The sequence below is a fragment of the Glycomyces tenuis DSM 44171 genome, assembly GCF_000427885.1.
Taxonomy (GTDB): domain Bacteria; phylum Actinomycetota; class Actinomycetes; order Mycobacteriales; family Micromonosporaceae; genus Glycomyces; species Glycomyces tenuis.
This window is the reverse complement of sequence record NZ_KE386600.1, coordinates 40,423-60,022: the sequence shown is the minus strand read 5'-3', so window position 1 is coordinate 60,022 and position 19,600 is coordinate 40,423. Positions and strand designations below refer to the sequence as shown.

Annotated in this window: 20 protein-coding genes and 1 pseudogene; 9 read left to right on the top strand and 12 right to left on the bottom strand. The window is 73.4% G+C overall.

What is annotated here, in order from left to right:
• Window positions 1-14: 14 nt before the first annotated feature.
• Window positions 15-1,457 carry an FAD-dependent oxidoreductase gene (locus YWW_RS0124465; protein ID WP_026932150.1) on the bottom strand — a complete coding sequence of 481 codons (1,443 nt, stop codon included), beginning with the start codon at window positions 1,455-1,457 and terminating at the stop codon, window positions 15-17.
• A 111-nt stretch (window positions 1,458-1,568) separates the two neighbouring features.
• On the opposite strand from YWW_RS0124465, the gene YWW_RS0124460 reads away from it, so the two are divergent.
• Together YWW_RS0124460 and YWW_RS0124455 are read left to right on the top strand one after the other, a co-directional pair.
• Window positions 1,569-1,925, top strand: a complete 357-nt coding sequence (locus YWW_RS0124460) for an ArsR/SmtB family transcription factor (protein WP_026932149.1) — start codon at window positions 1,569-1,571, stop codon at window positions 1,923-1,925.
• Between the two features lie 99 nt (window positions 1,926-2,024).
• Entirely contained in the window at window positions 2,025-2,609 is a 585-nt protein-coding gene (locus tag YWW_RS0124455; protein WP_026932148.1) for a DUF1707 SHOCT-like domain-containing protein, read from the top strand.
• A gap of 68 nt (window positions 2,610-2,677) precedes the next feature.
• Here the strand turns inward: YWW_RS0124455 and YWW_RS35490 are convergent, their stop codons facing one another.
• Window positions 2,678-3,301 (bottom strand): excalibur calcium-binding domain-containing protein, encoded by a 624-nt coding sequence (locus YWW_RS35490; RefSeq protein ID WP_281171024.1) that lies wholly within the window; start codon window positions 3,299-3,301, stop codon window positions 2,678-2,680.
• A gap of 214 nt (window positions 3,302-3,515) precedes the next feature.
• On the opposite strand from YWW_RS35490, the gene YWW_RS0124445 reads away from it, so the two are divergent.
• Window positions 3,516-4,487, top strand: a complete 972-nt coding sequence (locus tag YWW_RS0124445; RefSeq protein ID WP_211228686.1) for a helix-turn-helix transcriptional regulator — start codon at window positions 3,516-3,518, stop codon at window positions 4,485-4,487.
• Between the two features lie 22 nt (window positions 4,488-4,509).
• On the opposite strand, the gene YWW_RS0124440 is transcribed toward YWW_RS0124445, so the two are convergent.
• The 6 genes from YWW_RS0124440 to YWW_RS0124415 form a co-directional block, all read right to left on the bottom strand.
• Window positions 4,510-6,528, bottom strand: coding sequence for a HEAT repeat domain-containing protein (locus YWW_RS0124440; protein WP_051326267.1), 2,019 nt, complete (start codon window positions 6,526-6,528; stop codon window positions 4,510-4,512).
• A gap of 79 nt (window positions 6,529-6,607) precedes the next feature.
• Window positions 6,608-7,087 (bottom strand): hypothetical protein, encoded by a 480-nt coding sequence (locus YWW_RS35485; protein WP_211228685.1) that lies wholly within the window; start codon window positions 7,085-7,087, stop codon window positions 6,608-6,610.
• A 10-nt stretch (window positions 7,088-7,097) separates the two neighbouring features.
• Window positions 7,098-7,616, bottom strand: coding sequence for a YceI family protein (locus tag YWW_RS0124430; RefSeq protein ID WP_026932145.1), 519 nt, complete (start codon window positions 7,614-7,616; stop codon window positions 7,098-7,100).
• Window positions 7,617-7,659: 43 nt separating this feature from the next.
• On the bottom strand, window positions 7,660-8,616 hold the full coding sequence (locus YWW_RS0124425) for an NAD(P)-dependent alcohol dehydrogenase (RefSeq protein ID WP_026932144.1): 957 nt from the start codon (window positions 8,614-8,616) through the stop codon (window positions 7,660-7,662).
• A 149-nt stretch (window positions 8,617-8,765) separates the two neighbouring features.
• Window positions 8,766-9,176: a YchJ family protein gene (locus tag YWW_RS0124420; protein ID WP_051326266.1), complete on the bottom strand. Its 411-nt coding sequence runs from the start codon at window positions 9,174-9,176 to the stop codon at window positions 8,766-8,768.
• A gap of 46 nt (window positions 9,177-9,222) precedes the next feature.
• The gene (locus YWW_RS0124415; RefSeq protein WP_026932142.1) at window positions 9,223-10,041 is read right to left on the bottom strand and encodes an NmrA family NAD(P)-binding protein; all 819 of its coding nucleotides are present in this window, start codon (window positions 10,039-10,041) and stop codon (window positions 9,223-9,225) included.
• A gap of 115 nt (window positions 10,042-10,156) precedes the next feature.
• Between YWW_RS0124415 and YWW_RS0124410 the strand changes: the two genes are divergently transcribed.
• The 3 genes from YWW_RS0124410 to YWW_RS0124400 all read left to right on the top strand — a co-directional run bounded on the left by YWW_RS0124410 (window position 10,157) and on the right by YWW_RS0124400 (window position 12,704).
• Window positions 10,157-11,119, top strand: coding sequence for a helix-turn-helix transcriptional regulator (locus YWW_RS0124410; protein WP_026932141.1), 963 nt, complete (start codon window positions 10,157-10,159; stop codon window positions 11,117-11,119).
• 118 nt (window positions 11,120-11,237) lie between these two features.
• Window positions 11,238-12,098: a metalloregulator ArsR/SmtB family transcription factor gene (locus YWW_RS0124405; RefSeq protein ID WP_026932140.1), complete on the top strand. Its 861-nt coding sequence runs from the start codon at window positions 11,238-11,240 to the stop codon at window positions 12,096-12,098.
• Window positions 12,099-12,101: 3 nt separating this feature from the next.
• Window positions 12,102-12,704, top strand: a complete 603-nt coding sequence (locus YWW_RS0124400) for a dihydrofolate reductase family protein (RefSeq protein ID WP_026932139.1) — start codon at window positions 12,102-12,104, stop codon at window positions 12,702-12,704.
• A gap of 50 nt (window positions 12,705-12,754) precedes the next feature.
• On the opposite strand, the gene YWW_RS0124395 is transcribed toward YWW_RS0124400, so the two are convergent.
• Both YWW_RS0124395 and YWW_RS0124390 read right to left on the bottom strand, forming a co-directional pair.
• Window positions 12,755-13,528 (bottom strand): ABC transporter permease, encoded by a 774-nt coding sequence (locus YWW_RS0124395; RefSeq protein WP_026932138.1) that lies wholly within the window; start codon window positions 13,526-13,528, stop codon window positions 12,755-12,757.
• Window position 13,529: 1 nt separating this feature from the next.
• Entirely contained in the window at window positions 13,530-14,444 is a 915-nt protein-coding gene (locus YWW_RS0124390; protein ID WP_026932137.1) for an ABC transporter ATP-binding protein, read from the bottom strand.
• A gap of 86 nt (window positions 14,445-14,530) precedes the next feature.
• Here YWW_RS0124390 and YWW_RS0124385 point away from each other — a divergent pair, with 86 nt between their 5' ends.
• Genes YWW_RS0124385 through YWW_RS32805 form a run of 3 tightly spaced genes read left to right on the top strand, consistent with a single transcriptional unit; the run spans window position 14,531 to window position 17,806 of the window.
• A complete protein-coding gene (locus YWW_RS0124385) occupies window positions 14,531-15,703 on the top strand; it encodes a sensor histidine kinase (protein ID WP_211228684.1) in 1,173 nt (390 codons plus the stop codon).
• Window positions 15,700-16,356 carry a response regulator gene (locus YWW_RS0124380; RefSeq protein ID WP_026932135.1) on the top strand — a complete coding sequence of 219 codons (657 nt, stop codon included), beginning with the start codon at window positions 15,700-15,702 and terminating at the stop codon, window positions 16,354-16,356. Before YWW_RS0124385 ends, YWW_RS0124380 begins: the two co-directional genes overlap by 4 nt.
• A 34-nt stretch (window positions 16,357-16,390) precedes the next feature.
• The gene (locus tag YWW_RS32805; protein WP_051326265.1) at window positions 16,391-17,806 is read left to right on the top strand and encodes a pyridoxal phosphate-dependent decarboxylase family protein; all 1,416 of its coding nucleotides are present in this window, start codon (window positions 16,391-16,393) and stop codon (window positions 17,804-17,806) included.
• 146 nt (window positions 17,807-17,952) lie between these two features.
• On the opposite strand, the pseudogene YWW_RS38150 reads toward YWW_RS32805, so the two are convergent.
• Both YWW_RS38150 and YWW_RS0124360 read right to left on the bottom strand, forming a co-directional pair.
• A pseudogene (locus YWW_RS38150) lies at window positions 17,953-18,238 on the bottom strand (AAA family ATPase); the annotation flags it as partial.
• Between the two features lies 1 nt (window position 18,239).
• Complete coding sequence (locus YWW_RS0124360; protein WP_026932132.1) at window positions 18,240-19,445, bottom strand: nucleotide disphospho-sugar-binding domain-containing protein; 1,206 nt, start codon at window positions 19,443-19,445, stop codon at window positions 18,240-18,242.
• Window positions 19,446-19,600: the final 155 nt, after the last annotated feature.

Sequence of the window (19,600 nt, the reverse complement as noted above, 5' to 3'; positions counted from 1 at the left end):
GGCCCCGGCCGTGGTCAGCCACAGCAGCCGCCGGACTGCGCCTGCGGCAGTTCGATACGCCGCCCGGCGCGGCCGTGGAGGACACCGGTCGCCAGGCCGCGGGCCGGAGCCGTGGCCGGTTCCTCGGCCGGGGCCGCGGTGCCGCAGCAGCCGGCGTCTTCTTCGGCCTCGATGATGCCGGTGGCGTCCAGAGCTCGCTCGGAGGAGCAGACGCCGGTCTCGGGCAGGTCCAGTTCGACCCGGTCGGCCGCCTCGCGGTCCCCCGCGAGGGCCGCGGCGATGGAGCGGACCTGCTCGTAGCCGGTGGCGAGCAGGAACGTCGGGGCCCGGCCGTAGGACTTGACCCCGGCGATGTAGAAGCCCTCGTCGGGGTGGGCGAGGTCGGCTTCGCCGTGCGCGGGCACGGTGCCGCAGGAGTGGAAGTTCGGGTCGATGAGCGGGGCGATCTTCGCCGGCGCCTCGACCACCGCGTCGAGATCGAGCCGGATCTCGCGCAGCAGGTCCAGGTCGGGGCGAAAGCCGGTCGCGGCGGCGATCTGATCGACTTCGAGTTCGACCGCCCGGCCCTCGGTCTTCGCCTCGACCGCCACCGAGCCGTCGGCGTCGGCGGAGAAGGCGTCGATGGTGAAGCCGGTGACCAGTTCGACCGCGCCGGATTCGACCAGGGCCTTCAGGCGGGTGCCGATGGTGCCGCGCGCGGGGAGCGCGTCGGCCGCCCCGCCGCCGTAGACCTTCGACGCGTCACGGCCCCGGATCGCCCAGGTGACCGTCGTGTCGGGCTCGGTCTCGGCGAGTTCGGCCAGGAGGAGGAGCGTGTTCGCGGCCGAGTGCCCGGCTCCGACGACCAGGGTCCGCTTGCCGGAGAAGCGGGCGCGGTCCTTGCCGAGCACGTCGGGGAGCGGGCCGGCCAGCCACGGCGCGCCGGCCTCTTCGCCCGCGGCGGGCAGTCCGTGCGCCCCGAGGGGGTTCGACCGGCCCCACACGCCGGAGGCGTCGATGACCGCATCGGCGACCACGTCCTGCCGGCGGCCTTCGTCGTCGACGGTGCGCAGCAGGTAGGGGCGGCCGTCGCGGTCGACGGTGGTGGTCTTGTCGAGTTCGAACCGGGCGACGCCGGTGACCCGGGTGCCGTATCGCACGTGCTCGCCGAGGGCCCTGGCGAGCGGGGCGAGGTAGTCGTCGATCAGCTCGGCGCCGGTCGGCAGGCGGTCCGGATCGGGCGCGGTCCAGCCGGCGGGCTCGAGCAGGCGGCGCGCGGCGGCGTCGATGTCGTACCGCCACGGCGAGAACAGCCGGATGTGGCCCCACTGGCCGATCGCCGCGCCGGGGCCGTCCCCGGATTCGAGCACGACCGGGGTGAGGCCGCGCTCGAGCAGGTGCGCGGCGGCGGCCAGGCCCACCGGCCCGGCGCCGATCACGGCGACGGTCCCGGCCTGGGTGCTGGTGAGGGTCGACATGGTCTCCTCCGTATTCGGGCGGTGCGGTCGCGCTCCTCGCAATCGCATTAGCTGATCCAATTGATATCAGCGTTTGCTGTTTATAGCAAGTTCCGTGATTTACTTGACTCCATGAGCCGCGCACTCGAACTCACGCCGACGCCGCCCGCCGCCGAGCCGGACGGGGCGCTCATCGACCGCGCCCGCGAGCTCGCGCCCCAGTTCAAGGCCCTGGCGGACGAGAACCGGCTCGCGATCGTCCTCCTGCTGTCCGAGCGGTCGCGGACCGTCCGGGAACTGACCGAGGCCACCGGCCTGGCCCAGACCCTCGTCTCCCACCACCTGGCGCCGCTCCGCGAACTCGGGCTGGTGACCGTCACCCCGAAGGGCCGCAGCAACGTCTACGCGCTGTGCTGCGACGCCTTCACCGCCCCCATGCGCGCCCTGGCCGGGCTCACCGGCGGGGGCGCCGCCGACCCCGGCCGCTGACGGCACCGAAGCGGCCGACCGGGAAACGGTATCTTCGACGGAAACGACTGGGGCGGCGCCGCACAGGTTCGGCGCCGATCGAACAGAAGGCGAACCGCGATGTCCACGCCCGACCCGAACGTCCGCATCTCCAACACCGACCGCGAGGCCGTCATCCGACGCCTCCATGCCGCAACCGAGGAGGGCCGCCTCGAGCTCGACGAGTTCGCCGAGCGGTCCAGGCAGGTATACGAGGCCAAGACGTACGCGGAGGTCGAGCGTCTGCTCACCGACCTGCCCGAGGAGGACGGCGCGGTCGCGCTCCGGAGCGGGTCCGCCCGGGACGCCGCGGCCCCCGACCTGAACCTGGCCCCCGCGCACAGCAAGGTCACCCGGGAGGGCGCCTGGACCGTCCCGGCGCGCATCACCCTCAAGCCCAAGCACTCGCGGATCGTGCTCGACTTCCGCGAGGCCGTCTTCACCGGTCGAGAGGTCGAGATCGAGGCCCACCTGACGCACTCGAGACTCACGATCATCCTCCCCGAAGGCGCCTCCGCGATCGACGACGGCCTCGATTACCAGGGCGGGAGGTTGAAGAACGAGAGCCGGCAGCGAGGCGACGGGCCGCTCCTGCGCCTGACCGGGAGCCTCGTCTACTCGCCGGTCAAGGTCCGCTACGAGCGGCGCTCCCGGCGGCGCAGGTAGCCCGAACGGCAGGCGCTTCGCGGGCCGGGACCTTCCGCCGTCGTCCAGCGGGTCCTCGGTCGCGGCGATCATTCGCAGGCCGCGCCGTCACCGTCGCGGTCGAGGTGGGAGCCGTAACCGGGATCGCCCGCGTAGAGAGGAGCGGCACCGGCCTCGCGGGCCTCGGTGCAGTTGTCGTAGTACACGTCCGCACCGCCGTCGTCGCCGCCGCCGGATCCGCCGCCGCCTCCGGAGCCGGATGAGGACGAATCCTCGCAGCCGACGCCATCGCCGTCCCTGTCGAGACCGCTGCGGTAGCCGGCCTCCCCTTCGTGGACCGGAGCGGCGCCCGCGTCGCGGGCGGCGTCGCAGTTGTCGTAGTAGACCTCATCCTCTTCGGCCTCAGTGGGCTCGGATTCGGGCTCCGGCTCCGGCTCGGGCGAGGCCGACGTGGTGGTTTCGGTCGGTTCGGGGCGGGTGGTCGTCGGGTCCGGCTCGGAGGGAGACGCCGAGGCGGTCGTCTCGATCCCGGTCGCGCCTTCGTCGGGCGGGTCGGGGTCGGCGTCGTCGCTCATCGGGATGAGAACGGCGCCGCAGCAGAGCACCAGAAGCGCGAAGGCCGCGATCACGCCGGTCCGCTGAACGGTCGACAGTTCGGACCAGGAGGGCACTCGGCCCCGACCGGGGCCCCTGGCGGAGGGATTGGTGGACACGGTGGTCTCCCGAGGATTGTGAGGAGTGCGCCGGGGTACAAGCAGGCTATGCCCGGCGCGGACCCCGGCATATCCCCTTTGCAGTTGACCGAATACCGACCGTTAGTCCATCTTGTTTGGACGATCAGGCAAGCGGCCCGGCATCGCGTCGGGCCCGGCGAGGGCGGCCCCTCGGGCGCGACGGGGCCGCGGGCGCCGGGATAGGCTGGCGGACATGGGCATGAGGTCCGAACGACTCCTGGAGACACTGCTCCTGCTGCGGGCCCACGGGCGGATCCCCTCGGCGAGGCTCGCCGAGCGGCTCGGGGTCTCCGCGCACACGGTGCTCCGCGACGTGCAGTTCCTGGCGGCGGCCGGGGTGCCGGTCTACACCGAGCGCGGACGCCATGGCGGCATCGCTCTGATGCCCGACTACCGCACCAGTGTCGCGGGCATGAGCAACGAGGAGGCGCGGGCGCTGTTCGTCCTGCTGACCGAGCAGTCCACCGGCGATCTCGGCCTCGGCGAGGTGCTCGGTTCGGCGGTGCGCAAGGTCATGGCCGCTCTCCCGGCGCCGCACCAGGACGCGATGGACCTGATCGGCCGCCGCGTGATCGTCGACCCCGTGCGCTGGCGCCGCGAGTCGGCGCCCGTCGGCGGCTTCCGCACCTTCCAGGAGGCCGTCTTCAAGGACCGCCGCCTGCGGCTGCGGTACCTGCACGGCGACGGCGAGCTGCGCGGCCACACGGTCGACCCGTACGGCCTGGTCGACAAGTCGGGCGTCTGGTACCTCGTGGCCGATGTCGACGGCGAGCCGCGGCTGTTCAGCCTGGACCGGGTCATCGGCGCGGAAGTCCTCGACGAGCCGACGCGGCGGCGCGCCGGCGTCGAACTCGACCGGCTCTGGCGCGAGCTGCGCCGCCGGATCGACGAGGTCGAGGCCGAGGTCTGGGTCCGCAGGCCGGTGCTGAACCGCTTCCTCCACCGCCACCACGCCGACCTCGCCTCCCCTCCCCCGGAGGGCGGTCTCCCCGCCGTGGAGCACGACCCCGACTGGGTCCGGGTCGAGCTGCGGTTCCGCTCGGTGAGCGTGGCGCGCCGACTGCTCGACTTCGGCGCCGACGTCGAGGCCCGCTCCCCGCCGGAACTTCGCCGGGACCTCGCCGAGACCGCCGCGCGGGTCGCGGACCTCTACGTCGACGCGTGAAGGCCGCTGCGGCCGACTCGGTTCACCCGAAGCGGCGGGCGATGGCGCGGCAGGTCCGCTGGAGGGCCTCGTCGTGCTCGATGCCGCCGAAGCGGCCGCTGCGTCGGGCCAAGGCCAGTTCCGCTCGCACCATGGGCACGGCGGGGCCCGCCGCCGTGCCCATGCGGTCGAGGCACTCGGTCACGTGGTTGCCGGTGGCGAGGTTCTGTTCCCAGGCTCGGCACAGGACGTCCAAAACGACGTCGGTCTCGTTCTCGCCGCCGATCGCCCACATCGCGGCCGCGGCGTGGACGCGGACCCATTCATAGCGGTGGCTCAGCAGCGTCCGGAGTCTCGGAAGCGAGGAAGCGGCTGCCGGGCCGATCTCGGCGAGGACGTCGGCGGCGCCGATCATCGTGAAGGAGTCGTCGCTGTCGAGGAGCGTCGCCAGACGCGGCAGCACTTCGGCGGGGTCGCCGGTGCGAGTCCAGATCACCTCGATGGCGCCCTGTACGACGCCCTGATCGGGGGCGGAGGTCAGCGGCCTGATGTCATCGAGCGCATCCGGCGCCGCCGCACCGAACCGCCGCGAGGACGCCAAGGCGGACCGGACGACCGGCCACTGTTCGAGACGGATCGCGGCGGTGAGGACCTCCGCGATCGTCGGCAGCGCGGCGGGGTCCCCGAGGGCGCCCAATGCGAAGAGAGCGGGGTTCGCCTCCGAATTGGGGTGCGGCCCGGCCAGGTCGATCCCGCGCAGGTACTCGCACACCCGGGGCGCGAGCCGATCGGCGGCCTGCGGCAGGAACCTGGACGCCTGCACCGCCGTCCGAGTGTCCTGTCCGGTGTCGATGGCGTCGAGGAGCGCGGGTACGGCTCTGGTGTCGCCGAGTCGGGCGAGCGCCCGGACCGATTCCCGGTAGGCGGTGCGCCGGTCCGGGTCGGCGGCGTGCCATGCTTCCGCCCCGTGGATCTGGCGCCGCCCGTCGACGAACGCCGCCAGGGCTTCGCGCGCGGGTTCGGCGATCGGGTGGGACCGGGCCAGTGTCTCGGCCGCCGCGGCGGCGAGGGCGTCGCCGGAGGCGAGTTGCTCCGCGAGCAGTGCGATCAGGGCTGAGTGGTCGCCTCGCCAGGACCTGACGAAGTCACCGGTGTCGCGGATGCCGTCGAACCGGAGTCGCGGGTCAGGGCTGCGCAGCTGCGCGGTGAGCAGCTCGGCCCGTTCGCCGGTCCGCTCCCCCAGGGAGTGGTGGAGCGAGGCCAGCGGACGCGAGACGGGGCTGTGCCCCCGGCGTCCTTCGAAGGCGGCCACGGTCTCGGGCGGAGACTGCCCGTCGGACGGCTCAGACCGAGGCGACAGCTCGTCGAGCAGGGCGACGGCCGCCGGAACGATGCCGTCTCCGATCTCGTCAAGGGCGCCGCGCACGTGTTCGGTCAGGGCCGCGAATCTGACGGCCGGTCCGAATGACCGGTCGGCGGTCACTTCGGTGAACCGGGCGGCCGCCTCCTCCGCCGCCGCTGGCAGGCGCAGGGCCAGCGTCGACATGGTGTGCAGGACCGACATCAGCACTTCGGCGTCCTGTTCGGCCTCGAGCCGTTCGCGCAGCAGCCGCAGCGCCGAGCGGGCGTCGTCGACGAACAGGCCCAATGCCGGGATCGCGGCCTCACGGATCCCGAAGTCCTCGTGCGCGGCGAAGCCGACGAACATCGCCGACCGCTCCCGCATCGCCGCGGCGGCCTCGCGGATCTCGGGCGTGGTCTCGTGATCGCCGCGGTGCCACTCGATCGCGACCTCGCCGATGTTGACCAGGAGGCCGATGATCGCGGCCCGGTCGGGGGTGGCGGGATCGGCGGCCAGCGCGAACAGGAACGGCAGAGTGGCGACGGTGCAGGGGTAGATGTCGCCTTGGTGGTGCACGGCACCGTAGTAGTCGTCCAGGGCCCCTTCGCGTTCCTTCTCGTCCGCCGAGCACAGGCCAATGAGGATCGCCGGGACCTCCTCGGCCGGGCCGTAGGCGTGGCGCATGGACGCCCAGTCGATGTCGTGCAGTCCTTCCAGCATGCGACACATTCTGCACGGCGGCGCCGACGATCGGCGCGAGCCCTCGGCGGCTTCGGACGCCGTTCGAACCGGAAGGGGCTCAGTAGGTGTCGAACTCGACGTTCACGGACGACGCGCCTCGCAACGGCGCGATCCGCTCGGCCTCGAACCGGATCGACCGCTTGTCGCGGTCCTCGGCGAGCATCCACGCCTCGCCGCCGAAGTCGACCCGGGTGAGCTCGTCTTCGATCCGGTCCCACCGGGGGGCGGTGTCACCGGCGTCGACGGCCCGTAGCAGCGCAGGCAGCGGTGGAGCAGTTCGGCGCGCGCCGATGCCGGCCGCTGTCCGGGATCGGACGGCCGAACCACTCGTCGACCAGGACGAACGGCGCCTTGTTCCCTTCGCGCGGCGCGAAGCAGACCCTCCCCCGCAGCGTGAGGATGCGGACGCAGAAATACGCACCGCCCTCGCCGAGCGGCCGGACACGTCGGGCAGACCGCCTTCGCCCAGGCGCTCGGTGAGATGGTGGGCGCCCAGGCGGAACGCGATGACCTCGCTCTTCGCGCCCTTGTCGGTCATTGGCACCGCCTCACCGCCGACGCGTGCAGGTGACGTCGATCGTCACGTCGAGGTGGCGGCCGGTCATGCCGCGGCCGGCGGTCACGCCGAAGTCGGTGCGGTCGATGCGGACGCTCGCGCGGGCGGTGAACGACGCCGCCGACACCTCGCCGGCCTCGACCGCGAGCGTGACCGGTCTGGTGACGCCGTGCGCGGTGAGCGCGCCGATGAGGCGGTCGCCTTCGATGCGTTCGGAGACGAACGTCATCGAAGGGTATCGGTCGGTGTCGAGGTAGCGGCGCGAGCGGACCTGCTCGTCCCGCGCCTTGTTGCCGGTGTCGAAGCTCGCCGCGGCGATCTCGGCTCGGACGGTCGAATCGGTGAGCGGCTCTGCGACCTCGACGGTGCCGCCGTCGAGCGCGAACGAGCCGCGCACCGGCAGCATCCCGAACAGGTGGGTGGTCGCGAACGCGATGCGGGAACCGGCCGGGTCGATCTCGTAGTGCCCGGCCGGGGGCGTCGCGGTGCCGCGGTCTGGTTTCTGGTCCATGCGCTCATTGAACCCGCCGCCGCGATCCGGTCCGGGGGCGGCCTCAGGGCACCTCGATGAGGATCTTGCCCCGGTAGTCGCCGGCGGCGAGCCGCGCGAACGCCGCGGGCGCCTCCTCCAGGGGATGGACCCGGTCGACCGCGGAGGCGGCGGCGCCGCCGACGACCAGGGCGGTGACCGCCTCCAGATCGGCGCGCGACTGCGGGACCACCAGCACGGCGACCCGTTTCCCGGTGGTCCACCGGATCGTCGGTCCGGCGAGGAGCGTCGCGAGCAGCACGCGGGTGTGCCCGCCGACCATGGAGTAGGTCCCGCCGGGGCGCAGCGCCCGATGGACCCGGTACGGCGAGCGGTGCGCCACCAGGTCCACTATGCGGTCGTAGCGGTCGCGCTGCTCGGCCCAGTCCTGGTCCTCGAAGGCGATCGTCTCATCGGCGCCGATCCGCAGCAGGTGCTCGGCCTTGTCCGCGCGGTCCACGGCCGTCACCGCGGCGCCGAGGTGCGCGGCGAGCCCGATCACGAGCGCGCCGCCGGCCCCTCCCGCGCCGTTGACCAGCACCCGGTCGCCGGGCTTCAGGCCGAGCGTGGCCCGCAGGGCGATGCAGCCCGCCTGCGGGATCGCCGCCGCGTCCAGGAAGGACAGTTCGGGCGGCTTGCGGGCCAGCAGCCGCGGCCGGGTGGCGACGTACTCCGCGAGAGCGCCGCGGTAGCCGGCCAGTTCGCCGAACACCTCGTCGCCCGGGGCGAACTGTGTCACCGAGCGCCCTACGGCCGCAATGACTCCGGCGACGTCCGAGCCGGGCACGGGGTGGCGCGGGCGCCGCAGTCCGGCCAGGCGCGCGTAGAAGGGCCGGCCGAGGAGGTGCTCGCGGTCGGATCCGTTGAGGGAGGCGGCCCGGACCCGGACGAGGACCTCGTCGTCCGCCGGGACCGGATCCGGGAGGTCACCGACGGTGACGACGTCAGCCGTCCCGTAGCGGTCCTGGATGACGGCTTTCATGAGGGGTACTCCTGTCTCGCAGCAGTGGGTGCCCTCAGCTTAGTGGCGAGAGGCCGCGAGAGGGTGCCGTGGACAGGCGATCGCCTGCCGCTGGGCCGTCCTGCGCGGCCGGTCGGGCGGCATGGCGCCGGACCGCGGGCGCACCGGACTCAGCGGTAGACCCAGGCGCCGTCGAGCCGGAGGAACTCGCTGGTCTCCTCCTGCGCACCCGGGCCTTCGGCGTCGCGGTAGTGCGCCCGGAAGGTCACGGTGCCGCTGGAGTGGAAGGCGGTGCCCCCGCTCGTCTCGAGCACCTCCAGGCCCGTCCAGCGCCGGCCGCCGTCGAGGTCGAGCCGGGCCGGTCGGGTGTCCGGATGCCAGGTGCGCAGGAGGTAGTCCACATCGCCGAGCGCGAAGGCGCTGTAGCGCGAGCGCATCAGCGCCTCGGCGGTGTCGGCCCCGGCGTCTCCTGCGTGCAGCCGTCCGCAGCAGGCGTCGTAGGGGCCGCCCGCGCCGCAGGGGCAGTCCCGCTCGGGGGCGCGCCGCACCGGGCGCCGGGGTTGACGAGATCGTCGGGCCATGCGGCGATTGTCCCTCGGCGGCCGGGCGCGGCGGGCGGCGGTCCGGTCAGGGCCGGAAGCGGTCCGCGTGCTCCGCGGCCCATTGGGCGAAGGTGCGCGCGGGCCGCTTCGTCACGGACTCGACCGTGTCCCGCACCTCGCCGGCCACGCCCGGCGGGCTCGTCGCGAGCTGGACGCCGAACTCGACGTAGTCCTCGGGGTAGCCGTAGGAGCGCAGGCGCTCCCGCTCCTGGTCGACGGTCAGCTGGACGTGCGCGAGCTCCCGGCCGAGGGCGTCGCCGAGGAGGCGCGTCCGCTCGGCCGGGGTGAGCGCCTCGGGGCCGGTCACGCAGTGGGTCTTGCCCGCGTGCCCGTCCTCGGTGAGGGCGACCGCCGCCACCGCCGCGATGTCGGCCTCGTGGACGACCGCGCTCGGGTAGGTCGCGTGGGTGCTGACGGTGCCGCCCGCCCGCACCTCGGGCGCCCATTCGAGCGCCCCGGACATGAACTCGGCGGCCGCCACGAGCGTCCAGCCGATGGGGGAATCGTCGAGGGCCGCCTCCACCGAGGTCCGGTCCCAGCCGCCGAGCACCGTCGCGCGGCGCACGCCCGAGCGGACGGCGAGGTCCACGATCGCGTCGCCGTTGGCGAGGTCCTCGCCGTCGTCGCCGCCGAAGGTGATCAGGTGCGCCGCCGCCGCTCCGGCGAAGGCCCCGCTCAGCGTCGTGACGTCGGTGAGGTCGCCGCCGACGACCTCCACCTCGGGCGAGAACCGCGCCTTGGCGGGGTCGCGGGTGAGCGCGCGGACGCGGTGCCCGTCGGAGACGAGCCGGTCGACCAGGTGGCGTCCGACCGTGCCGGTGGCGCCGGTGATGAGAATCGTCATGTCGCTTCGCAATCTGTCTCGTTCGGCCCCGTGGGGCCGCGGGTTCTGTGGGACACGGCGAGCGTAAAGACGAACCAGGACGGTATCTGTCACCGATTCGCGAGAAGATCGATTCATGTCCGACACGACGGCCCGCGCCCTGACCCTGCTCGATCTGCTCCAGTCGCACCGGCACTGGCCGGCCTCGGAACTGGCCCGCCGCCTGGGGGTGACCGTGCGGACCGTGCGCCGGGACGTGGAGCGGCTGCGGGACCTCGGGTACCGCGTCGAGTCCACGCCGGGCGTGCTCGGCGGGTACCGCCTGGAGGCGGGCGCCTCGCTCCCGCCGCTGCTGCTCTCGGACGAGGAGGCGGTCGCCTTCGCGATCGGCCTGCGCATGGTCGCGGCGGGGCGTCTGCGCCGCGGCGCCGAGTCCGCGCTGTCGGCGCTCGCCAAGCTGGAGCAGGTGCTCCCTTCGCGGCTCCGGCGGCGCGTGAAGGCCATGGCCCCGGACGCGCGGCGCACGTCTCCGGGCGACGGGGAGTTCTCCTCCTCGGTCCTGACCGACCTCGCGCTCGCGTGCCGCGATCGCGAGCGGGTGCGGATCGGATACGAGCCCGCGGAGGGGAAGCGGCAGGAGCGCCGGGTCGAGCCGAGCGCGCTCGTGCCGTCCGGCCGGGACTGGTACCTGGTGTGCTGGGACGTCGACCGCGCCGACTGGCGCACCTTCCGCGTCGACCGCATCACGGGCGTCGAGCGGCTGCGGGTGCGGTTCGCGCCGCGTTCGCTGCCGCCGGAGCGGGTCGACGAGCTGGTCGCCGTCGCGCGGACGTGGGGGCCGCGCACCGAGGAGGCGGCGGCGGTCGTCGAGCTGCCGATCGAGCGGTTCCGAGCCGTGTTCGGCGAGTGGGCGCAGGGCGCGACGGCGGAAGGGCCGGAGCGGACGCGCTGGCCGGTCGGAGGTGCGAGCGCGCGCGACATCGCCTACGGGCTCTCCTGGATTCCGGCGGAGGCGGACTACCGGGTCGAGCTCGCCGAATCCGATCGCGCCGAGCTGCGGGTGCTGCTGGAGGGCATGCTGGAGGCGCTGGACCGTTGAGCGCCTTGGCGTTCGACCGGGCGGCTCCACCGCCGTGCTCTGCACGAGTTCGCGCGGCGCTCGAATCTCTTGAATTATTCCTTGACAAGAATATTCTTTTTGAGGAATACTTTGGTGTATGGACGCCATTCTCGCCGCGCTGGCCGATCCGGCCCGCTGGCGGCTCGTGCGGCTGCTGGCCGAGCGGCCCCGACCGGTCGGCGTGCTCGCGCGGCTCGCCGAGGCCCGCCAGCCGCAGACGACCAAGCACCTCCAAGCGCTCGAACGCGCCGGTGTCGTCGCCTCCGAGCGCAGCGGCCAGCGCCGCATCTACACGCTGCGACCGGGCCCCCTGCGGGACCTGGCCGCCGCGCTCACCGGGCTCGCCGACGACGCCGAAGCGGTCGGCGGCGCGGGAGAGGCCTTCGACCGCCGGCGGCTCAGCGTCCAGGCCGAGCGCCTCGCCGCCGACGCCCCCGGCTGGGCCGACGGGCGCGAGTTCGGCTTCACCCGCTCGCTCCCCGGCCCGGTCGAGCTGGTCTGGCGCCACCTCACCGAGGCCGAGCTGCTGGCCCGGTGGTGGACCCCCGACGACCTCCGCATCAGCGAACTGGTCTTCGAGGCCCGCCCCGGCGGGCGGATCGTCCACGAGTACCGCGACGCCGAGGACCTCGACGGCTCCGACGCGGTCGTCGGCCGCGCCGAAGGCGCCGTCACCCGGGCGGTCCTCCACGAGCTCCTCTCCTATCGGCTCTCGCCACTGCTCCCAGGAGGCGGGACGGCCTTCACCGCCGACGTCGAGTACGGCCTCCGGCCGCTCGGCGGCGCCACCGAACTCGACGTCCGCTACCGCGTCGGCGACAGCAGCGTCGAATCCGCCGACTTCATCGCCGGCATCGAGACCGGCTTCGGCCAGAGCCTCGAGAAGCTCGCGGCGCTCATCGCCTCGCACACCTCGAACGCCGTCGACGACGGCGCCGAACACCGGAACCAGGAGTGAACAATGAACACGAAGATCAACGGCCGCAGGGTCATCGCCAACATGACCCTCTCGCTCGACGGCCGTTACGACGGGCCGGGCGCCCCCACCGACATGGCCTGGGTGCGACCGCACGTCTTCACCGACGTCGCCCGCGACCACATGACGAGCCTGTGGCAGAACGCGACGACGGCGCTGCTCGGCCGCGTCAACGCCGAAGGCTTCCTCGGCTTCTGGCCCACCGTCATCGGCGCCGACGGCGTCGACCGACGCGACGAGGGCTTCGCGACATGGCTGGTCGGCGTCGAGAAGGTGGTCCTGTCGTCCACACTCGGCGAAGCGCCGTGGGAGCGGACGACGATCGTCGACAAGCCCGCCGCCGAAGTGGTCGCGGACCTCAAGGCCGCCGAGGGCGGCGACATACTCGTGCCCTCCAGCGCGAGCGTCATCAAGGCGCTCCTCCAGGCCGACCTGGTCGACCGCTTGGCGCTCATGCACTTCCCGGTGATCCTCGGCGGCGGGCCGACGCTCTTCGACGGGCCGCTGCCCGCCGGGGACTGGACGCTCACCAGCCACAGTGTGGGCGAGAGCGGCGCGATGGGGCTCTTCTACGACCGGGTCCGCTGAACGGCTTCGCGCTGAGCCGCCGCGGCCGCGGCGGCTCAGCGCGAGAGGAGTCAGTCCCAGCGGAAGGCCTTGACCGAGATCGCGGCGCTGACCACGATCGCCGCGGCCAAGGCCAGCAGGTGGGCGAGGTTCTGCTCCCCGCCGGCCCAGGCGGCGCCGACGGCCTGGACCGCCGCGCCGAACGGCAGCGCCTCCCCCACCGCCGCCACCGGTTCGGGCAGGTTGTCGGTCGGCCCGAACATGCCGCCGCTCGCGCCGAACAGGAAGAACAGGGTGAGCCCTATGGCCACCGCGGCGTTGCCGCTGGGTGCGACGGCCGCGACGAACATCCCGACCGCGTACATCGCCAGCGCCGCCAGGCCGAGCACCGCCAGTGCCGTCCCGAGGTGCTCGGGGAGGCCGACGTCGAAGAACAGCATCGCGGCCGCGACGCCGATCGCGATGCCGACAGCCGACTGGATCATGCCGACGATCACCTGGGCGGCCAGGATCATCCCCGGGTTCGCCGGGGTGACCGCCAGGCGGCGCAGCACCTGTGTGCGGCGGTAATAGGCCAGGAAGCTCGGCATGTTGACCACGCCGATCACGGCGATGACGATGGTGAGCGCCACGGGTATCACGTACCGCTCGAATATCGGGATGCCGGTGGCCTCGGCCTCGTCCTGGACGCTCATCCCGTTCATGACGAGGATCAGCAGCGGCAGGCCGAAGGGGATGATCAGGCCCGAGGTGTCGCGGGCGACCATCGTCGCCTCGGCGGCGACGAGCCTCGCCCAGGCGCGCGGGCCGGGCCGGTGGGCGCGGATCGTTGCGATGTCGGTCATGTCATTCTCCTCCGTCGAAGGCGCTGCCGGTCAACGCCAGGAAGGCGTCCTCGAGCGTGGCCTGGTCGAACCGCGTGTCGAGGGCGACCACGTCGGCGCGGACCAGGGCGGCGCTGACCGCGTGCAGCAGGTTTCCCGAGCCGGTGACGACGGTCCGGCCGTCGACGACGCGCACCGAGCGGACCTCCTCGACGCGGTCGAGGACCGCGGTGTCGAACGGCTCGACGGTGCGAAAGCGCACCACCTGCTCCAGTCCGGCCCGCGAGACGAGCCCTGCCGGCGAGTCGACGGCCACGACCCGCCCCCGGTCGAGGAGCGCGAGCCGGTCGCAGAGCCGCTCGACCTCCTCCATGTGGTGGCTGACGAGCACGACGGTCACGCCGTCGTCGCGGAGCCCTTCGACCATCGCCCACATCTGGCGGCGCGCGTCGGGGTCGAGCCCGGTGGTCAGCTCGTCGAGGATGACCGCCCTGGGCAGGCCCAGCAGGGCGAGGGCGATGTTCAGGCGCTGTGCCTGACCGCCCGAGAGCGCCTCGAAGCGCGTGCGGCGCTGCTCGGTGAGGCCCACCCGCTCGATGAGCTCCTCGGGGTCGGCGCCCTCGCGGTAGAAGGACCGGTAGAGCCGCATCAGCTCCCGGACCGTCAGGGCCGAGTGCAGCTCCGCCTCCTGCAACTGGACGCCGAGGACCTGCCTGAGCCTGTTGCGATCGCGCAGCGGGTCGAGGCCCAGGACGCGCACGGTGCCGCCGTCGGGGCGGCGCAGGCCCGCGATGGTCTCCACCGTGGTGGTCTTGCCTGCGCCGTTGCGGCCCAGCACGCCGTAGATCTCGCCGGTCTCGACGCTCAGGCTGACGTCGTCGACGGCGAGCGTGTCGCCGTAGCGCTTGCGCAGTCCGCGCACTTCGATGGCGGGCATCGGGTCTCCTTCGTTCGCGGTTCCTCTCTCGACGCTATGGGGAAGGAGGCGGGCACCGCGCGTCCGAGAGGTCACGGATCCGGCCCATGACTTCCGGCACGGACGCGGCGGACGCCGAGCGCCTATGCTGGGCACTGATGACACGGGTGTGGGCGGATGTGTGGGGCGGGGTGGCCGTGACCCTGGCCTGCCTGGCCGTGGGCGTGCCGGTGGTGGTGGTCCAGCTCCAGGGGGAGCGTCTGCCGCTGATCCCGACCGGCTGGTGGCTGGCGGTCTTCGCGGCGTTCACCGCCGCGTTCTGCTGCACGATGTGGCTGATGGAGCTGGCGCGCCGCCGAGTGCTGCTGACGACCCTGGCGCTCCAGTCGGTCCTCGCGCCGGTGCTGGTGCTGACCGCCCCGGCGGCCGGGTGGACGCCGATCCTGCTGGTGTTCACCGTCGCGGTGAGCGCCTATCTGGTGCCGCTGCGCGTCTCGGCGGCGCTCATCGCCGCCAACACCGCCGTCGTGGCCGTCGCGGCGTCGTTCACCTCGTCCTCGCCGTTCGAGATCGGCATGGTCGCGACCCTGTACCTCATGCTCCAGGCGGCGAGCGTCCTGGGCGTGCTCGCGCACCGGCGCGAGACCGAATCGCGCAAGCGCATCGCCGAGGCCCACGTCCGGCTCCGCGCCGCCTCGGCGCTGCTCGCCGAGTCGAGCCGCACCGAGGAGCGCCTGCGCATCGCCCGGGAGCTGCACGACCTCGTCGGGCATCAGCTGACGGTGCTGGCGCTGGAGCTGGAGATCGCCTCGCACCGAACGGAAGAGGACGCGGGCGAGTCGGTCGACCGCGCCAGGGAGCTGACGCGGCGGCTGTTGAGCGACGTGCGCGCCACCGTCGGCGAGATGCGCCACCGCGGTCCGCAGCTGCGCGAGACCCTCGAAGGCATCGTCGCGGACCTGCCCGAACCGGCCGTCCACCTGCGCATCGACACGGCGGTCGAGACCGACGAGGAGCGCACGCGCACGCTGGTGCGCTGCGTGCAGGAGGTCGTCACCAACGCCATCCGGCACGCCGGGGCCGAGAACCTGTGGATCGAGATCCGCGTCGAAGGCGAGGTGCTCGCCTTCGACGCCCGCGACGACGGCGTCGGCGTCCGGGCCCTCGAACTGGGCCACGGCCTGCGCGGCATGGCCGAGCGCATCGAGGCCCTCGGCGGGAAGGTCCGCTTCTCCGGCGAGGACGGCTTCCGGGTCAGGGCGGAGGTGCCCGCCGCATGATCCGCGTCTGCCTGGTCGACGACCAGCACCTGGTCCGCCAGGGCATCCGGCGGCTGCTCGACCTCAGCGACGAGGTGGAGGTGGTGGCCGAGGCCGACGACGGGATGGCCGCGGTCGCGGTCATCGGCGAGGCCCGGCCCGACGTGGTGCTGCTCGATCTGCGGATGCCCCGCCACGACGGGATCTGGACGCTGGAGGCCCTGCGCGAGGGCGGCGTCGAGGTGCCCGTGCTCGTGCTGACGACCTTCGACGACGACGAGCTCGTCCTCCAGGCGCTGCGGGCCGGCGCCCGCGGCTACATGCTCAAGGACGTGACGCTGGAGCAGCTGGTCGGCGCGGTGAAGACGCTCGCCGGAGGCGGGACGCTGCTGCGCCCGGCGATCACCGATCGGCTGCTGCGCTCGCTGCGGGAGGGCGGGGCGCCCGCGGCCGACGCCGGGGCCGGCTCGCTGCCGCTCGCGCCGCTGACCGAGCGGGAGCTCGACGTGCTTCGGCTCGTGGCGGCCGGGCTGAGCAACCGGGAGATCGCCGAGTCGCTGTTCCTGGCGGAGGGCACGGTCAAGAACCATGTCTCCAATGTGCTCATGAAGCTGGGCTCGCGGGACCGGACGCGGGCGGTGCTGCGGGCACTGCACCACGGCATCCTCGACTGAGCCGAGGGCCGCTTCGCCTTCCTAGACTGAGGCCATGACATCCGATCCGCATGCCCCCGAACCGCGCACGGCGAAGGCCGAGCTCCTCCTCGACGCCGCGCGCCGAGCGGCGAGGTACGTCGACTCGAGCCGGGAGCGCGAGGTGTTCCCGAGCGAGGCGGCGCTGCGCGGCCTCGACCGGATCCCGCGCGAGCTCGGCGACGCCGGCATGGAGTCCGAGGAGGTCGTGGCGCTGCTCGACGAGCTCGGCTCGCCGGCCACCGTGGCCTCGACCGGCGGCCGGTACTTCGGCTTCGTCACCGGCGGGACCGATCCGGCCGCGGCCGCGGCGTCGGTGCTCCTCGGCGCCTGGGACCAGAACGTCGCGCTGCCGGTCATGTCGCCGATCGCGGCCCTGCTCGACGAGATCGCCGCCCGCTGGTGCCTCCGGCTGCTGGGCCTGCCGGAGACGGCGGTCGCGTCCTTCTGCTCCGGCGCCTCGATCGCGAATCTGACGTGCCTCCTCGCCGCGCGCGACGCGCTGCTGCACCGCGCCGGATGGGACGTCGCCGAGCGCGGCCTGGCCGGGGCGCCGCCCCTGCGGGTGGTCGCCTCGGCGGAGATCCACGCCTCGGTGGCGAAGGCGCTGCGCGCCATCGGCGTCGGCACGAGGCAGATCGAATCGGCACCCACCGACGAGCACGGCAGGGTGCGCGTCGACCGCTTCCCGCCCGTCGACGGCCTGACGCTCGTGCTCCTCCAGGCCGGCAACGTGAACACCGGCCACAGCGACCCGTTCGACCGGCTCGTCCCGGCCGTCCGCGAGGAAGGGGGCTGGGTGCACGTCGACGGCGCCTTCGGGCTGTGGGCCGGCGCCTCCGAGGCGCGGCGGCACCTCGTGGACGGCGTGGAGCTGGCCGACTCGTGGGCCACCGACGCGCACAAGTGGCTCAACGCCTCCTACGACTCGGGGATCGCGGTCTGCCGCGACCCGGCCGATCTGCGCCGCGCCATGGCCTTCAGCGCCGCCTACCTCGACGGCGGCGCCGAACGCGCGGGCGCGCACCTGAGCCTCCAGATGTCCCAGCGCGCCCGCGGGGCCGAGGTCTGGGCGATCCTGGCCGCCTTGGGCCGCAACGGCGTCGCCGATCTGGTCGACCGGCTCTGCGGCCACGCCGAGCGCATGGCGGGCCTGCTCGGCGCGGCGGGCGCGGACGTCCTCGTCCCGACCGCGCTCAACCAGGTGCTCGTGCGGTTCGGCGACGACGCGACCACCGACGCGGTCGTCGCCGCCGTCCAGGCCGACCGCACCTGCTGGGCGGGCGGCACGGTCTGGCGGGGTCGCCGCGCCATGCGCATCAGCGTCTGCGACGCCTCGACGACCGCCGAGGACGTCGCCGTCTCGGCCGAGGCCGTCCTGCGGTGCTGGGACCGCGTCGCCTCCGAGGCCCCTGGCGCTTCGGAGCGCTGACGTCTCAGGGGCCGGTGAGGACGACGAGCTTCTGGGTCGCCCTGGTCATCGCGACGCGGCGGTCGACCGCCGCTTCGACGCCCTCGCCGAACGACTCCGGTTCGATCAGGACGACCAGGTCGAACTCGAGTCCCTTCGCGAGCTCCGGGCCCGTCCGCGTGGACGATCCTGCCGAGGCACAGGTCGAGGCCGAAGCGGCGCAGGGCGGGCGGTGAGGCGGTGGATCTCCTGGTCCCGGTCCAGTGCCGCCTGACCCGTGCCGCCGGGCGCTCGGCGGGCGCGGTCGAGGCGGTCGGACAGTTCGGCGATCGTCTCCTCCAGGTTCGCCGCGACGGCGGCGAAATGCCGCTCGTCGTCGGCGATCAGCTGCGGATCGGCCTTGCCGGAGAGGGGATCGGGAAGATCGAATGTGCTGGTGTGCAAGGGCTTCACCTCACCGGACGCGATCGATGAGCAGCTTCGCGGCCACCGCGGCCCCGTCGGTGCGGACCCGGTCGGCCACGGCCGCCGCCCGGTCCCGGGTCTCGGGGCTCAGCGCCGTTTCGAGTGCGGCCGAGAGGGACTCGAAGCTCGGCGTCGGGCCGTCGCAGCCCGCGCCGATGCCGAGCTCCGCGACACGGCCGGCCCAGTACGGCTGGTCCCCTATCTGCGGCACCACGAGCTGCGGAGCCCCGGCCGCGGCGGCGGTGGCCGTCGTGCCCGCGCCGCCGTGGTGCACGACCGCGGCCACTCTGCGGAACAGGGCGCGGTGGTTGGTCTCGCCGACGGCGAGGCAGTCGTCCGCGCCGTCGATCAGGCCCAGCTCGGCCCAGCCGCGCGAGACGAGCACGCGGCGGCCCTGGGCGCGGACCGCCCGGACGGCCGCCTCGCCGGTTCCCTTCAGGACGTGCACGGGCATGCTGCCGAAGCCCACGTACACCGGCGGTTCGCCGGCGTCCAGGAACGCCTCCAGCTCTTCGGGGAGCGGTCGTTCGTCCGGGGCGAACCACACGCCGGTCTGCACGACGCCGAGCTCCCGCCCTTCCGGCCACGGGGCCAGGACCGGGTCCGCCGCCAGCCACGGGCGGTCGGTGAAGATGTGCCCGACGAGGTCGTCGACCGGCGGCAGGCCGAGCGAGGCCCGCGCGGCATTGAGCGGCTCGCCGTACAGCGCGTACAGGTTCTCGGCGTAGACCTCCCACTTCCTCCGGTTGTCGGCGCCGGGCGGGAACGGCTTGCCGGGCAGTCGCGGCGGCGATTGGTGCGGCGTGGGCAGGAAGCCCGGCGCGAAGGCCGCGAACACGTAGGGGATGCCGAGCCGCTCGGCCGCCTCCCGCGCGCCGGCGGGCGGCAGTCCGGTCGCCAGCAGCGCGTCGCATTCGGCGGCCGTGTCCAGCATGCCGAGCCGCATCTCGACGAGCGCGGCGGCGATGCGGCGCGCGTCCGTCGGCGAGCCGGGCGTCACCTCGGCCAGCAGCTCCCGCGCCGACCGGCCGATCGGCACCAGCGAGGCGCCGACGGCGTTCAGCATCTTCTCGAACTCCTCGTCCGGCGGCGCGCTCACCAGCACGTCCGAGCCGTGCGTCCGCAGCGCCGCCGCGAGTCCCACCAGTGGTGCGACGTCTCCCCGCGACCCGTAGGTCGCCAGCATCATACGCATTCCGTGACTCCCGTCCCCGATGGTTTTCCCGGTCCAGCGCGCAATTGTGCAGCATCCGCGGTTCGCCGCGGGCGACCCGGTGTGGACTGCGCCGGATTCGGCGGGGCCTATACTGGAGGCAAAGGGAGGGACACTTCCTCTTCTGGGCGCCGGTT